The 14,380-nt window shown below is 64.5% G+C and carries 17 protein-coding genes and 3 pseudogenes; 15 read left to right on the top strand and 5 right to left on the bottom strand.

The genetic code is table 11. The features are described from left to right. Together CCR97_RS31390 and CCR97_RS18965 are read left to right on the top strand one after the other, a co-directional pair. Nucleotides 1–185, top strand: a pseudogene (locus tag CCR97_RS31390) (hypothetical protein); the annotation flags it as partial. A 14-nt stretch (nt 186–199) separates the two neighbouring features. Then, on the top strand, nt 200–1,276 hold the full coding sequence (locus CCR97_RS18965) for a diguanylate cyclase (protein WP_201159762.1): 1,077 nt from the start codon (nt 200–202) through the stop codon (nt 1,274–1,276). Nucleotides 1,277–1,324: 48 nt separating this feature from the next. On the opposite strand, the gene CCR97_RS18970 is transcribed toward CCR97_RS18965, so the two are convergent. Continuing rightward, nucleotides 1,325–1,678: a hypothetical protein gene (locus CCR97_RS18970; protein WP_111357766.1), complete on the bottom strand. Its 354-nt coding sequence runs from the start codon at nt 1,676–1,678 to the stop codon at nt 1,325–1,327. Between the two features lie 233 nt (nt 1,679–1,911). On the opposite strand from CCR97_RS18970, the gene CCR97_RS18975 reads away from it, so the two are divergent. Continuing rightward, nucleotides 1,912–2,367: a DUF3597 domain-containing protein gene (locus CCR97_RS18975; protein ID WP_111357765.1), complete on the top strand. Its 456-nt coding sequence runs from the start codon at nt 1,912–1,914 to the stop codon at nt 2,365–2,367. A gap of 73 nt (nt 2,368–2,440) precedes the next feature. On the opposite strand, the gene CCR97_RS18980 is transcribed toward CCR97_RS18975, so the two are convergent. Next, nucleotides 2,441–3,427: an AraC family transcriptional regulator gene (locus CCR97_RS18980; RefSeq protein WP_111357764.1), complete on the bottom strand. Its 987-nt coding sequence runs from the start codon at nt 3,425–3,427 to the stop codon at nt 2,441–2,443. Between the two features lie 434 nt (nt 3,428–3,861). On the opposite strand from CCR97_RS18980, the gene CCR97_RS31815 reads away from it, so the two are divergent. The 5 genes from CCR97_RS31815 to CCR97_RS19000 all read left to right on the top strand — a co-directional run bounded on the left by CCR97_RS31815 (nt 3,862) and on the right by CCR97_RS19000 (nt 7,732). After that, nucleotides 3,862–4,005 carry a hypothetical protein gene (locus CCR97_RS31815; protein WP_244670557.1) on the top strand — a complete coding sequence of 48 codons (144 nt, stop codon included), beginning with the start codon at nt 3,862–3,864 and terminating at the stop codon, nt 4,003–4,005. A gap of 45 nt (nt 4,006–4,050) precedes the next feature. Further along, complete coding sequence (locus CCR97_RS31820; RefSeq protein WP_245428895.1) at nt 4,051–5,916, top strand: methyl-accepting chemotaxis protein; 1,866 nt, start codon at nt 4,051–4,053, stop codon at nt 5,914–5,916. Nucleotides 5,917–5,934: 18 nt separating this feature from the next. Further along, nucleotides 5,935–6,225, top strand: a complete 291-nt coding sequence (locus tag CCR97_RS18990) for a hypothetical protein (RefSeq protein ID WP_111357763.1) — start codon at nt 5,935–5,937, stop codon at nt 6,223–6,225. 119 nt (nt 6,226–6,344) lie between these two features. Next, nucleotides 6,345–6,644, top strand: a complete 300-nt coding sequence (locus CCR97_RS18995) for a hypothetical protein (RefSeq protein WP_146618767.1) — start codon at nt 6,345–6,347, stop codon at nt 6,642–6,644. A 50-nt stretch (nt 6,645–6,694) separates the two neighbouring features. Further along, a complete protein-coding gene (locus CCR97_RS19000; protein WP_170145875.1) occupies nt 6,695–7,732 on the top strand; it encodes a GGDEF domain-containing protein in 1,038 nt (345 codons plus the stop codon). Between the two features lie 72 nt (nt 7,733–7,804). On the opposite strand, the gene CCR97_RS32560 is transcribed toward CCR97_RS19000, so the two are convergent. Then, nucleotides 7,805–8,221, bottom strand: coding sequence for a ribbon-helix-helix domain-containing protein (locus tag CCR97_RS32560; protein WP_420826087.1), 417 nt, complete (start codon nt 8,219–8,221; stop codon nt 7,805–7,807). Nucleotides 8,222–8,296: 75 nt separating this feature from the next. On the opposite strand from CCR97_RS32560, the gene CCR97_RS19010 reads away from it, so the two are divergent. The 4 genes from CCR97_RS19010 to CCR97_RS32130 all read left to right on the top strand — a co-directional run bounded on the left by CCR97_RS19010 (nt 8,297) and on the right by CCR97_RS32130 (nt 11,443). Beyond that, on the top strand, nt 8,297–8,530 hold the full coding sequence (locus tag CCR97_RS19010; protein WP_111357759.1) for a SemiSWEET family sugar transporter: 234 nt from the start codon (nt 8,297–8,299) through the stop codon (nt 8,528–8,530). 95 nt (nt 8,531–8,625) lie between these two features. Continuing rightward, nucleotides 8,626–10,167, top strand: a complete 1,542-nt coding sequence (gene istA / locus CCR97_RS19015; RefSeq protein ID WP_111357758.1) for an IS21 family transposase — start codon at nt 8,626–8,628, stop codon at nt 10,165–10,167. An 11-nt stretch (nt 10,168–10,178) separates the two neighbouring features. After that, the gene (gene istB / locus CCR97_RS19020) at nt 10,179–10,910 is read left to right on the top strand and encodes an IS21-like element helper ATPase IstB (protein WP_111357757.1); all 732 of its coding nucleotides are present in this window, start codon (nt 10,179–10,181) and stop codon (nt 10,908–10,910) included. A 404-nt stretch (nt 10,911–11,314) separates the two neighbouring features. Further along, the gene (locus tag CCR97_RS32130) at nt 11,315–11,443 is read left to right on the top strand and encodes a hypothetical protein (RefSeq protein WP_274611538.1); all 129 of its coding nucleotides are present in this window, start codon (nt 11,315–11,317) and stop codon (nt 11,441–11,443) included. A gap of 7 nt (nt 11,444–11,450) precedes the next feature. Here CCR97_RS32130 and CCR97_RS19025 read toward each other — a convergent pair whose 3' ends face one another. Further along, complete coding sequence (locus CCR97_RS19025; RefSeq protein WP_111357755.1) at nt 11,451–11,660, bottom strand: hypothetical protein; 210 nt, start codon at nt 11,658–11,660, stop codon at nt 11,451–11,453. Nucleotides 11,661–11,702: 42 nt separating this feature from the next. Beyond that, nucleotides 11,703–11,915, bottom strand: coding sequence for a hypothetical protein (locus CCR97_RS19030; RefSeq protein WP_111357754.1), 213 nt, complete (start codon nt 11,913–11,915; stop codon nt 11,703–11,705). A gap of 200 nt (nt 11,916–12,115) precedes the next feature. Between CCR97_RS19030 and CCR97_RS19035 the strand changes: the two are divergent. The 3 genes and pseudogenes from CCR97_RS19035 to CCR97_RS19045 form a co-directional block, all read left to right on the top strand. After that, nucleotides 12,116–12,277 (top strand): annotated as a pseudogene (locus CCR97_RS19035) (DUF892 family protein); the annotation flags it as partial. 147 nt (nt 12,278–12,424) lie between these two features. Then, complete coding sequence (istA, locus tag CCR97_RS19040; RefSeq protein ID WP_111360541.1) at nt 12,425–13,687, top strand: IS21 family transposase; 1,263 nt, start codon at nt 12,425–12,427, stop codon at nt 13,685–13,687. After that, nucleotides 13,684–14,040, top strand: a pseudogene (locus CCR97_RS19045) (ATP-binding protein); the annotation flags it as partial. The gene istA (CCR97_RS19040) and the pseudogene CCR97_RS19045, both read left to right, overlap by 4 nt. Nucleotides 14,041–14,380: the final 340 nt, after the last annotated feature.

Genomic DNA, 14,380 nt, shown 5'->3' on the forward strand with positions numbered 1-14,380 from the left:
TCCGCAAGGTGACCAACGGCTTCCGGTCCGAGTGGGGCGCCCACCTCTACGCGGACGTTCGATCCGTGCTCGAAACCGCTCGCCGCCGCGCCATCGGCGCCCTCGACGCCATCCGCGCCACGCTGAGGCTGCCGGCGCGACTGAGAGCTATCGCGACCATCTGGCCAGCTTCGTCGCCGACATGAAGAGGTCGGATGTGGTGGCCGAGTTTCAGGCCACCATGGGTGGTCTGCTCCAGACGACCGAACACCTGCAGGCGTTGAATGCAACTTTGAAAACGCGGCTCGCGGGCGCCTCGGAGCAGATCAGCCGGCTGCAGGAGCGCCTCGATCGGGTCCAGCTCGACAACATGATCGACTCGGTGACGGGCGTCGGGAACCGCCGCTTGCTGGAGACGTGCCTGCCCCGGATGATCGCCAAGGCGGAACAGTCCGGTGAGCCTCTGTCGCTTCTGCTCATCGATCTCGACAGTTTCAAGGAGTTCAACGACCGACACGGCCATGTGATCGGGGACGACATCCTGCGGCTGGCCGCCAGCGCTTTGAAGCAGAACTCCCGGCAGGACGATCTGGTCTGCCGGTACGGCGGAGACGAGTTTGTCGTATTGCTGCCGCGCACCTCTCTCGAGGGCGCAGTGCTTGCGGGGAACAAGGTGCGTTCCGCCATCTCGGCCCGTGAGCTGCGCAAGCGCTCCACCAACGAGAGCCTCGGCCGTCTGTCTGTTTCGATCGGCGCCGCTCAGCATAAAACGGGCGAACTCGCCGAGGCCCTGATCGATCGCGCCGATCAATGGATGTATCTGGCCAAGGAAGCAGGGCGTGGCAGTGCGGAGGAGCCGTCGCCGGCCGGGGACGCGCCTCGGCAAAAGCGCTCGATCCGGTCTCCGAGGCTGGTCTGGCAACCGGCCTACGAATGCGGTGAAGTCCTCATCGACAGACAGCACCGCCAGATGTTCGACCTGGTGAACGAGCTCTTCCCTCTGCCGGTCGCGGAAGATCGAGACCGACGGATCATGGCGACGATCGACAAGCTCATGGCCCATATCGCCGAACATTTCAGATACGAGGAGTCGGTCCTCCAGGCACGAGGCTACGCGGGGACCGAGGAGCACCGAATGATTCATGCGCAGCTTCTCGGGGAAGCCCGGCGGTTGCGGCAATCTCTTGCCGACGGTCAGGATGTTCTCGATGACTTTCGACTGTTTCTGTGCCGGACGACGGTCGTCGAGCACATGCTGGGGACCGACCGGGAGTTTTTCTCGCTTTTCGGACGCTGAACGCATCGGCACGCTGGCTCCGGCGCATCAGGGCCGGAGTAGAGCAGCTCATGCCGCTCCCTGAGATCGAGTCCGGTCGAGAACACGGGCGAAAAAACTCACCGGGTCGAATGCCGGGCGATGGTCGACTTCGATCAGCGGCTGGATTGCGGCCGCCACGATGACGGCCTCATGGATCAGCCGGGCGCCTCCCGGCTCTTCGGGGGCCAGCGTCCAGGCGCGGAACCACGGATGGCCGTAGAGGCCGGAGAGCGCCTCGATCCGAAGCTCGAACGAGGTCAGCAAAGCGGCCCGCTCTCCCAGCTTCTGGTCAGCCATGACTTCGACGAGCAGCCTGATGGTGCTGCTCTTCCGGTTGTCGGTCTCGCCGAGTTCACCAAAGTACGAGAGCAGCTGCTTCATCAGTTCAGGATCGAGAGGCGGGGCAAGAAGGGCTCCCACGGACATTATCGATCTCCTGGTTGATGAACAGACGACCGGCGGCTGGCCATAGAAGAAGCGACGGCTGTGGGTGGAACTATATTCTTGTTTTGTTCCATGTGCCAAGCCCTGCGTCCGCAATCCCTCGGAAGACCGTGGATCAAACAGCCCTAAAGGAGGTTTTAAGTTCCGGCACCACTTTGAGAGGATGATCGATGAGCGTTCTCGGCACCATCATGTCGCGGATCTTCGGGCATGCACGAGCGGAAGACGGCCCCGCTCCCGCCTCCACGTCCAGCCCCCCGCCTTCCGCAGCTCCCGGCTCGGCATCGCCGGCGCCCAGCGATCGCTCTACCCCGCTGCCCAGCGCTCCTCCGGCATCCGCACCGCCCTCCGACCGCCCCTCCGGGGGAGACGTGGATGTCGCAGCCGTACTGACGGAGAAGGCGGCCAAGCGGACGGAAAATCTGGACTGGCGCCGTTCCATCGTGGATCTGATGAAGCTTCTCGATCTCGACAGCAGCCTGGCGGCCCGCAAAGAACTCGCCAGAGAGCTCCACTACTCGGGCGATACGAACGACAGCGCCACCATGAATGTATGGCTGCACGGGCAGGTGATGAAGAAGCTGGCCGAGAACGGCGGCCGGGTGCCTGACGATCTGAGGGCCTGATCCTGCATCGAATCATAATGCAGTGGCGTCACCCGAAGCACACCAGCTCGGGTGGCTCCGCGCGGCAACAGCTTCACCTGTAGGGACGTCCATAGGGCCGGTAACGCCGGAGAGTTTCACTCGGGGTCTCGCCATACATTTCCCGGTAGACCCGGCCGAAATCGCTCAGGTGAGGAAAACCCGCCGCCCTGGCGATGGATGTGATGGTCTGATCGGGCCGGGCCTGCTCCAGCAAGGTCCGCGCCACGGTGAGACGATGTCGTTGTATATATTGCATGATGGTGGAGTCGAACTCCCGCCGGAACATGATCTGCAGGGAGCGGAGCGACAGCCCGGCCTGCTCGGCTAGAGCCATCAGGTCGATGTGTCCATCGGAATGCGCATGGATGAAGTCCACGGTCCGGCGCAGCGTCTCCGCGTTCCGGCTCACCTTGGGTCTACGATCAGACCGGGATCGTGCGGCGAGGATCTGGGCGGCTCTCAGTGTAAGGAGTTGCTCCTGCGCGAGCCAGAACTGTTCCGAGTCCAGAATCTGCCCCGGCTCCTTGTCCGCCATGGCGACCATGACCTGTAGGTGGCGCGTGAGCTGGGCGAGACCGGGCAGCGCCTGATCGCCTCCCGCCATCGACAGGGAGGTCAGGAAATTCTCCTCGGTCTCGAAGGTGCGCATGGCCTCCGCAACTGCCGCATCCTGTAATCGCAACACGACGAAACGGCCTTTTCGAGCCATGCCAGAGAACTCGTCACTCGGCAGAAAGACCGCCCGATCCTGCTGAAGCTCGGTCTGCTGCCCGGCCTGCACGAGTTCGAGCGGCGCGGTGGGCACAAGAACGCGAACTGTGGACGTCGATTCGAGCCTGAACGACACCCCGGCGCCGTGATCGATCGTCTGCACCAGAGGCCCATCGTCGCGACCTTGGAATACCAGCGTGCTGACGGTCCCGTAGTAGAAGGTGTTTTCAATGAGGTCCAGGCGCTCGATTTCCGGCCCTTTGCTGATGATGCTGTGTCTGACTTCGTCGAACGACGAAGAGCTGAGCCAATGCAGGCGTCTTCCCATGCGGACCGCCTCTATCGGGCGCTGCTTCGTTTTTTTGTTATTCTTTCGCTTCCTATATATAAAACCATCAACATGGTACCGGAGCCAATCAGCAGTGTCGAGATGTCGCGCTAAAAAATATGTGTATCAGGTGATTGTCTGACCGGTGACAGCCTCTCTTGACAGGCTAATCGTTTGGAATAGCCTTCGTTTTCACACGACCATTCGCTGCTCCGCGTGGTAATGTTACGTATAAAGCGTATTTTAGCATTTGCTTAATCGAATTTGGCTTTCCTGAGCCAACACGTATCCGAGTCAAACTATCCACCTCCTCATCTTGGAAGCGAGCTTGCAGCGCCGTGTAGTGTGCGAGGCCCCTCGCCATGGTGCAAGCCGCTTCCGGTCGTCTGCCACAAGGTGCGCCGATTGCGCCGCCCTTTCAGAGGATTCCAAACATGACCACGGAACCGTCAGCAGGCCGTTCGGGACTTATGGGTATCTTCGCCGATCGCAAGATCGGCACCAAGATCACATTTGGGTTCGCGTGCGTCCTGGGCATCCTGGCGCTCGCCTCGGGGGCTTCGTATGTCGCCTTCTAGAAGGCCGAGAATGGCTTCGACAATTATGCCCAGCGGGTCGAAGTGGTGAGGATCGTCAGCGACGTCGACCGCGATTTTCTCGCGTTCCGCCGTTACGTCCGCGAGTACTGGATGACCGGCGTGGAACAGAATGTTCAAATGGCCGGGGAGCGCCGCAAGCGGCTGGAAAGCACCATCTCGGAGGGGCTCCGGATCATTCAAAACCCCGAGCGACACGCCAAGATGGAGGGCATCCGAGACCAGGTCGCGGTCTATGCGAAGGGGTTCGAGCAGCTGATCCCGTTGCGGCGCGAGCAAGTGAAGCTGACCGAGGATGTTCTGGATTCCGGTGGACGTCAGCTGCGGCTCGATTTCGACGGCTTGCGGGCAGACGCCGCGCGGGCCGGGCAGCCGGACGCCGCTGGCCTGTTCAGCGAGGGCCTGCAGGCCGTCATGCAGGTGCGCCTGAACGTCAACAAGCTGTTGCTGCGTCACGATCCCGCCACCGAGCAGGCTGCCGAGAAGGACGTCGCCGAGCTGAAGCGGATCGTCGGCGACTTGGAGCGGCAACCGCTCGGTCCGGACCTGCGACGCCGCTTGGAGCAGTCCCGGATGCTGGTTGGCCGCTACGAACAAGGCTTCCGGCGGGCGAACGAGATCACGCGCGACATCGAAGCCCTGATCACCGGGAACATGTCGAAACAGTCGGATGCTCTCGCCGCCGATGCGGCTGCGATCAAAACGTCTGGTATCGCCGACGAACGCAGGATCCAGGACGAGACCGCGAGCCTGATCGCCAGCACCGGAACACTCGTGCTGATACTTGCAGCCTGCGGCCTCGTTCTCGGTGTGGCTCTGGCATGGCTGATCGGGCGCGCGATCACCAAGCCGCTGGTGGGCCTGGTCGATGCCATGCGTCGGCTCGGTGCCGGCGATTTCACCGTGGTGCTGCCGGGTCTCGGCCGCAAGGACGAGGTCGGCCAGATGGCGGAGGCCGTCGAGGCCTTCAAGGTCATGTCCGAGGACAAGGCGCGGCGGGAGGCGGAGGAGAAGGCCGAGAGCGACCGCAAGGCGTCGGCGGACCGGAAGGAGGCCATGGTGAAGCTGGCCGATGCGTTCGAAGGGGCGGTCGGCAACATCATCGAAACCGTGTCCTCCGCCTCGACCGAGCTGGAAGCCGCTGCGGGAACCCTGACCAAGACCGCCGAGACGACCCAATCGCTGTCCGGGACGGTCGCCGCGGCGTCCGAGCAGGCGTCCAGCAACGTGCAGTCGGTGGCCTCGGCGACCAACGAGATGGCCTCGTCAGTGAGCGAGATCAGCCGTCAGGTGCAGGAGTCCTCGCGGATCGCCGCAGAGGCGGTCCGGCAGGCGGAAACCACCGATGCGCAGATCACCGAGCTGTCTCAGGCGGCGAACCGGATCGGCGACGTGGTGAAGTTGATCACGGCGATTGCCGAGCAGACCAACTTGCTGGCCCTCAATGCCACCATCGAGGCGGCCCGGGCCGGCGAGGCGGGCAAGGGCTTCGCCGTCGTGGCCCAAGAGGTGAAGGCGCTGGCGGCGCAGACCGCCAAGGCGACCGGCGATATCTCGTCTCAGATCGCCGGGATGCAGACGGCGACGCAAGGCTCGGTTGCCGCCATCAAGACCATCGGCGGGACGATCGGCCGGATCGCGGAGATTTCCGCAACGATCGCGGCGGCCGTCGAGGAGCAGGGGGCCGCGACGCACGAGATTGCCCGCAATGTCCAGCAGGCGGCCTCCGGGACCACTCAGGTGGCCGGCAGCATCACCGAGGTCAACCGGGGAGCGGGTGAAACCGGCTCCGCCTCGGCCCAGGTCCTGTCGTCGGCCCGGTCGCTCGCCAACGAGAGCAACCGGCTGAAGCTCGAGGTCGGGCGGTTCCTGACCACGGTGCGGTCCGCCTGAGCCCGACGGGAGAGCACCATGTCGGTCATCCTGGACTTTGATCGGAATTCTCGGCCGGACCCGGAACGTCGTCCGGAAGAGCACGTCGACCTGCACGCTGTGCAATGCCAGTTCCACGGGTTGATGACCCTTCTGGTTCAGGTCTCCCACCAGATCGACGGGATGCTGGCCTGTGTCTCCGAGATCATGGCGACGACGCCGGGAGGGGCCGAGTATATCGGGCAGATCGACACCGCGCGGGACGCGGTCGCACGTGCTTATGACCAACTCCAGCGGATCGACCACTCGGCGGTGATGAATACACCCTGACGTCTGACGCGGCGGGGCGGCTCTGCCCGCCGCTCCCGCCCGTCGGATCCTCCTCGAACGGCGTGGCCGCCGGGGAGAATGGTAGCCACGCTCCCCGAGCGGAAATGAGGGACTTGTCGATGGCACGGACACTCGTTCTTGTTCACGGCGGAAAGGACTCCTCGGCAGCCAATGCGGCCGACCGGGAGCTGATCCAGAACGGCCTGTACGAGCTTTTGGAGCTGTTCATCCTGCTGACGCAGCATCTGGAACGACTGCTTGGAGCAGTTCTGGTCATGACCGGCAACGATGCCGATCGCGAGAGCACCCGGGACAAGATCGAGGGCATCCGAGGGCAGATCACGCAGACCCGGCAGCGTCTGGACGAAGTCCACAGCCGGATTCGATCCGTCGATGCAGCTCCCGCCCGCCCTGTGTAGCTGACGGAGGAATGTCAGCCGGGCCAGGCGCCCCGGAAAGGATGGATCCATTGGCACAGCGATCGGAACCCGCAGCAACTGCCGACGAGCGCCTTCATGTCGCGTCGATCGCGGCAAAGGCACTCGCCCGCATCACCTCGGCCGACTTGCTGCTCGATCCGAAGACATTCGAGGTCTGGTTCACCTACTTCTGCGGGACTAACCAGGAGCTTGCGAAAGACATCGACGCGCTCGAAGCCTCGGGTCAGGTGTCCCCAAACAGCGTGAAATCGGTCTATGACCGGCACTGTTCACCCCTGCGGGCACTCCAGCAGCTGGTCTCGGCCGGAGAGCGCCTGCGCGACGAGGCGCACACCGTGGGAACCCTCCTCGGCACGGCGAGCGAGGCCGTCGATGTCTACGACGTGGGGCTTCGGCACGCCGTGGAGCAGCTCGACCTGATGGAGGAAAACAAGGCGCTGAACGCGGTTCTGACGGCGCTTCTGAAGTCCACCAAGGACATCAAGCGGACCAATGCACGCATGCAGGCCCACCTTCGCAAGTCGGAGAACCAGGTGCTGCAGCTCCAGCGCAATATCGAGCTGCTCCAGCTGGAGAGCGTGACGGATCCGGTCACGGCGGTCGGCAACCGGAAACTGTTCGACTTCATGCTGGTCCGGATGGTGGCCGAGGCCCGCACGGCCGGGACGGCGCTCGCCCTGATCATCGCCGACGTGGATCATTTCAAGGAATTCAACGACCAGTATGGCCACCAGATCGGGGACGAGGTGCTGCGGCTGGTCGCGACCTCGCTCAAGCAGAACGTTCGTGAGGGCGACCTGGTGTTGCGCTTCGGAGGCGACGAGTTCGCGGTGCTGTTGCCGCGCACGACGCTCTCCGAAGCGCTGGCGGTCAGCGAGACCATCCGTGCGGCGGTTTCGAGAAAGGTCCTGCTCCGACGCTCGACGCAGGAGCATCTCGGCCGCGTCTCGTTGTCCATCGGGGCTGCCGAACTCGCGGATGCCGTCACGCCCGAGGGGCTGGTCCGTGCGGCTGATGCGTGTCTCCTGTCCGCCAAGGGGGCTGGCCGCAATCGCAGTGTAGGCTGAGTGGCTTTTGCTCGCCGGCTGCCGTCTCGTTGCGCATGCCGGGGAGAACGGGCTGCCTGCCTCGACGCGACCTCAGTCCGGGGTCGAGCGCCCCTTCGCTGGGTTCCGCTCGGCCTCGTCGTCGGCGCGTTTCAGCCGATCCAGATCCACGGTGCGCTGCTCCTCGCGCTGTTCCCACAAGCGCAGGGCATCGCGGACGACCTCGCTGTTCGAAGCGTAAGTTCCTGAATCCACAGCTTCTTGAATCCTCTTCACCTGGCGGTGAGAAAGCGAGATCGTCAATGTGCGCATACGGGTTGCAGACGCTCTCATGAATCCACCGTAGGTGGATTGTCCGTTTTTGACAAGAATTGTTAACCGGAGCGCTGCCGGTTCTTGAAAGCTCGCCCCGGATCGCTGATCCGGGGCGAGGCGGGCAGAAGCGCGAAATGGGACTTCGGCGGGTCTGCCCGCTCGTGAAAGCTGGAAGATCCGGCCCGACAAGGTCAAGCGGCACTGCTCGGTACAGTTTGCCGAGCGTTCGACCCGTGGAGGAACCTCGCAGGCGCAACGTCATTGGCGGATATGGCCAGTCTCCTGCAGCAGGACTTCACCACGGTCGTGGGTCTCGTCGCCGCCCTGTGCACGACGCTGTCTTACATTCCGCAGGTGAGAAAATGCTGGCGGACAGGCAAGGCCGGGGACCTGTCACTCAGGATGCTCGTGATCCTCGTGCGAAATCCGAGCGAAGCCGGCCGGGTATTCCGATTTCAAGCCGGCCACCGTACCGAAATGAAGCCGGCCATCATTCCGATTTGAAGCCGGCCCCCTGACGGGGCTGGAAGGTCCGGCAGGGGTGTCCTGCGGGTCAGCGACTCGGCGCATTCGACTCTTCCCGACACGGAGGAGAGCGGATGCCGGCACGGAGAGAGCTGACCATGCGACAACTGCGGCAAATGCTGCGGCTGCACCACGACGGGGTGCGGACGCGGGAGATCGCGCGGACCCTGGGGGTGGCGCGCAGCACGATCCAGGACAACCTCAAACGGGCGACGGCGGCCGGGCTCGGCTGGCCGCTGCCGGCCGACCTCGGCGACGACGAGCTCGAACGACGGCTGTTCCAGCGGCCTGGCGTCGGGCTGGGCCAGCGGCGGCGTGCGGAGCCGGACTGGGCGGCGCTGGCGCGCGAGCTGAAGCGCCCCGGCGTCACCCTGATGGTGCTGTGGGAGGAATACCGGGAGAGCTGTCCGGACGGCTACGGCTACAGCCGGTTCTGTGAGCTGTTCCGCGCCTTCGAGCGGCGCCTGTCGCCGGTGATGCGGCAGCACCATGTGGCCGGCGACAAGGTGTTCGTCGACTACTCGGGCAAGAAGGTCGCGATCGTCGACGCGGCGACCGGGGAGGTCCGCGAGGCCGAGCTGTTCGTGGCGGTTCTCGGCGCCTCGAACCTGACCTGGGCGGAGGCGACCTGGACGCAGGCGCTGCCGGACTGGATCGGCGCCCATGTCCGGATGTTCCGCTTCATCGGCGGCGTGCCACGGCTGATCGTTCCGGACAATCTGAAGAGCGGCGTCCACAAGGCGTCGTTCTACGATCCCGAGATCAATCGCAGCTACGGGGCGATGGCCGATCACTATGGCATCGGTGTCCTGCCGGCGCGTCCACGGCGGCCTCGCGACAAGGCGAAAGTCGAGGCGGGCGTGAGACTGGCGCAGACCTGGATCCTCGGTCGACTGCGTCACCATACATTCTTCTCGCTCGCCGAGTGCAATGCTGCGATCAGAACGATGCTCGATCATCTGAACGATCGCCCAATGCGCAAGCTCGGCATCAGCCGTCGTGATCTGTTCGAGCGCATCGAACGGGACGCTCTCGCGCCGCTGCCCGACACCGACTGGGAGTACGCGGAATGGCGCCGCGTGCGCGCCAACCTCGATTATCACGTCGAGGTCGACGGATTCTACTACTCGGTCCCGCATGCGCTCATCCGCGTCGAGCTCGACGTGCGAATCACGACGCGAACGATCGAGCTGTTCCATCGCGGTCGGCGCGTTGCCGCCCATCAGCGTCGTTGGGGCGGCGCTCGCCACGGCACCGATCCCGATCACATGCCGAGCGCACATCGGCGTTACGCCGAGTGGACACCCGAACGCTTCCGACGCTGGGCCGCCAAGATCGGGCCGAACACGGAAGGGCTCGTCACGGCCGTGCTCGCCAATCGACCACATCCCGAACAGGGGTTCCGCACCTGCCTCGGCATTCTGCGTCTCTACCGCGGCATCGATCCGGCGCGCGCCGAAGCGATCTCCGCCCGTGCCCTCGACATCGGCGCACTCACCTACAAGAGCGTCGCCTCGATCCTCACCCACAAGCTCGACAGCGCTGCTCCCGGCACCAGAACTCCAGCGACGCTGTTCGATCATCAAAACCTGCGCGGCTCGCGCTACTTCAATTGATGGAGACTCTCATGCTCGTTCATCCGACCCTCGACACGCTGCAGGCCCTCGGTCTGCACGGCATGGCAAAGGCCTTCAAGGACCTCGGTCAGAACCCCGAGGCTCGCGCTCTCGAGCACGCGGAATGGCTCGGCTTGCTTCTCGAACACGAGATGACGGTGCGCCACCAGAAACGCTTCGAAGCTCGCGCCCGCGCCGCCAAGCTGCGTCATCCGGCCTCGGTCGAGGACGTCGATTATCGAACGGCGCGCGGCCTCGACCGTGCGCTCTTCCTCGAACTCGCGGGCTGTGACTGGATCACCAAACATCGCAATCTGATCATCACCGGCGCATGCGGACTCGGGAAGAGCTGGTTGGCTTGCGCGCTCGGCCACAAGGCATGCCGAGAGGACTTCTCCGTCCTCTACTATCGAATGCCGCGGCTCCTCGGAACGCTGGCGCTCGCTCGCGGCGACGGCCGTTACGCAAAGCTCCTGCGCTCACTGGCCCGCGTCAAGCTCCTCATCCTCGACGATTGGGGACCCGAAACATTGACGCCCGAGCAGGCCCGCGACCTCCTCGAAATCGTCGAGGATCGCACCGATGCCGGCTCCATCCTCGTCACCAGCCAGGTCCCCGTCCCCTGCTGGCACGACATGATCGGCATCCCGACCATCGCCGACGCCATCCTCGATCGCCTCGTCCACTCCGCCTACAGGATCGAGCTCTCCGGCGACAGCTTGCGCAAGAGCCGCTCCGCATGACGGCGGGGAAGCGACCGCCCCGACCAACCAAGTCCAGCACCGTGCTCGGGGCCGTCAGGGACGCTGCGCGCCGTTCCGGTGGCCTGCGGCCATCCTTGACCGCCCCTGCGCGCGCTGCTCTCCAGAGGACAGGTCGGGACGAAGGGATGGTCGCCCGCCGTCGAACAAAGGGATAGCCCTAAAAAGCGCGGGCTTGACCGCCTCCCGGGTCCCCAACATCATCCCAGCGACCCGCGGGAGCCCTTGCCCAGGTGGCCGACTTCGTCTCGGAACCCTGGCCGGCTTCAAATCGGAACGGGTGGCCGGCTTCCTCTCGGAATCCATGGCCGGCTTCGTCGGTATACGCAATCCTCGCAACAGGCATCGGATTGTGGGTGCTTTACGGGCTCCTCCGGGGCGACGCAGTGATCATCCTCGCCAACAGCGTCGGGCTCGCGCTGCTCGGGATCATTCTGGTCTTCAAGATGCGTGAGATCGCGGCCGGGAGGGCGGTTGCGCGCTTCGGCAAAGCGACCGGCGCTCCCATCGATTGAAATTTCGTCACCGGCGTTCCAGCGCCGCCGGAGGCACGGCGAGCCCCAGCCAGGTCACTTTCGCCGGGTCGATCGTGTCAGGATAGCCAATGGCCCGGACGTCGCCATCGTCATCAACGTCCACGACGGTAATGTCGGGAGCCGGGCCTGTCCCATTGTGATCGATCTTCGCCCAGTAAAGTCCGGCGGGCCGGTTCAGCATCCTTCGGGTGATCATTGTTTCTCGGATAGGTGTGGTTCGTTACGCCCCACGACCTACCTAATGCTGGTCAGGCCCCTCGCAAGGGCCGGATTGCGAATCTGGAAACAGCAGTCCGGCTGTGAGTTCGTGGATGCCGCGCTGCATGGCCGCCGCCCGGGCGAGGGTCATGCTGGGCGCCGCTCCCTGTGCCAGCAGGCGATCATCCTCGTCGAACAGCTGCCAGTTCCATCCGTCACTGCCGGCGGAGAGACGATACCGCGTCGTATCCATGTTCACATCCACGGCTCCCTGGTTCGCCTCAGAATACATTGTTTGTACGTCACATGGAGGCGCCTTGATACCTTGCGCTTCGTTCCCGCGAAAGTGCGGTGGAAAACTAAACAAGGCAGTTTCGCCATCCCAGGAACTGATCCGATCCCACTTCCGTTTCCAAATACCGGTCGGATGGCCGTGACGAGAAGGGAGAGGCTATGACGACCAGGACGGAATCGGTGGAGGGAACACTTCTGGACTGGCTGCGCGACGCGCACGCCATGGAGAAACACGCCGAGCAGATGCTGAGCAACACGGCCAGCCGTCTGGAGCACTATCCGGAGCTGCGCGCGAAGATCGAACGGCATCTGGAGCAGACTGTGACCGGGCGTTGAATCCTCCCCAATTGTGGGCGCCGAATTTTCCCCAGTTTCGTCGTTTCGCCCGGCCTCCCGGGGCATGCCCCGGGAGGCCGGGCGGCGCGGTCGTCGCCGATGCTGGTCCCCTTGGCGGGAGGGACCGGCACGGTGGTCACACTCGGGGAACTCATGATGATCTTGGACCTTCACCGGCAGGGCCTGACGGTCACTGCCATCGCTCGCCAGCTCGGCCTCGACCGGAAGACGGTCCGCCGCTACATCGCCCGGGGCCTGGAGCCGCCGGCCTATGGGCCGCGGCAGCGGCAGGCCCGCAGCACCGATCCGTTCCTGGCGTACCTGCGGGAGCGCCTGGCGGCCTTCCCTGAGCTGACCGCCGTCCGGCTGTGGCGGGAGCTCCGTGAACGGGGATTCGCCGGCGGCTACACGGCCGTGAAGCGGGCGGTTCGGGACCTGCGGCCGGCGCCGCTCAAGCCGTTCGAGGTCCGCTTCGAGACGCCACCCGGCGAGCAGGCCCAGGTCGACTTGGCGCGCTTCGAGGTGACCTTCACGGACGAGCCGGGCCTCACCCGCATCGTCTGGCTGTTCTCGCTGGTGCTGGGCTTCTCGCGACTGATCTGGGCACGGTTCGTGATCCACCAGGACCTGCAGACCGTGCTGCGCTGTCACATGGCGGCGCTCGCAGCGATCGGTGGGGTGCCGCGCGAGATCCTCTACGACCGCATGAAGACCGCGGTGACCGGCGAGGATCCCGACTGCCTGGTGGTCTACAACCGCGGTCTTCTCGATCTCGCCCGTCACTACGGCTTCCAGCCACGCGCCTGCCGGCCTTATCGACCACAGACCAAGGGCAAGGTCGAGCGGCCGTTCCGCTACATCCGCGAGGACTTCTTCCTCGCCGGCTCGTTCCGCAATCTCGACGATCTCAACGCGCAGCTTCGGCAGTGGCTCGACGGCGTCGCGAACGCGCGCCTGCACGCCACCACCCAGCGCGTCGTCAACGAGGCCTTCGCCGAGGAGCGGCTCGCATTGAAGCCACTTCCGCTCGCGCCCTATCGCACCGTGCTGAAGCTCGAGCGCCGCGTCTCGCATGAAGGCTTGGTGAGCGTCGCCGGCAATCTCTACAGCGTGCCGGACGCCACCCGTCGACGCATTCTCGACGTCCACGTCTTCGCCGACGAGATCTGCATCATCGAGGACGGCGTGGTCGTCGCGCGGCATGTCCCGTTGGACGGACGCAATCAGAAGCGTGTCGACCCGGAACATCGGAAGCTCACGTCCTCATCACGTGCGAGACACATCGCTCGTGATCAGATCGTCGTCGGACGCGCCGGTGATCGTGTCGCACGTCGCTCGCTCGACTTCTACGACGCGGTCGGTCGTCGGCTCGCCGATCGGGGAGGCGTGCGATGAGCACCCGTGTGGAGATCGTCCCATCCGTGGTCGAGCGCATCAAGCAGTCGATGGTCGGCCTCAAGATGCCGCGGGCCATCGAGATCCTCGACGCCACCGTCCGCCGGCTCGAACGCGGCGAGGTGTCGGCTCTCGAGGCCGTCGACGCACTGCTCGCCGAGGAGTTCACGTTGCGTGAGAACCGCCGCGTCAAGACCGCCCTCGTCATGGCGCGCCTCTCGACCATCAAGACGCTCGCCGGCTTCGACTTCACCTTCCAGCCGTCGCTCGACAAGAACCGCATCATGGCGCTCGCCGAACTCGGATTCATCGATCGCTCCGAGGTCGTCCTGTGCGGGAGTCCTGTTGAGGGGCTGATCCGACAGGAGGCCTTTCGGGCGTCAGAAAACTGTCCATCGCCGAGCGCGAGTCTGCGCGGAGAGCCCATACGAGACCGGCCGGAGCATAATCGATGACCGAGGTTGCTCCCCATCCTGCCATCATTCTCTCCAGAACGACGCTGCCGAATCCCTTGCGTGTGGGCGGGCGTACCGGAGGACCTCCGGATTCCCGCCAGGTGATGCGGAGCAATTGCTCACGGGTATCGCTGCGGGCGCGTCCGGAGACGATCTTTGACAGAGCCTGCGGGTCCTGATTCAAGGATGGGATGACTCGCGAGGCTCTTGAGTCGCTCGACAAGGAAGCGCTGATCCA

It is taken from the genome of Rhodoplanes elegans (assembly GCF_016653355.1).
Lineage (GTDB): Bacteria > Pseudomonadota > Alphaproteobacteria > Rhizobiales > Xanthobacteraceae > Rhodoplanes > Rhodoplanes elegans.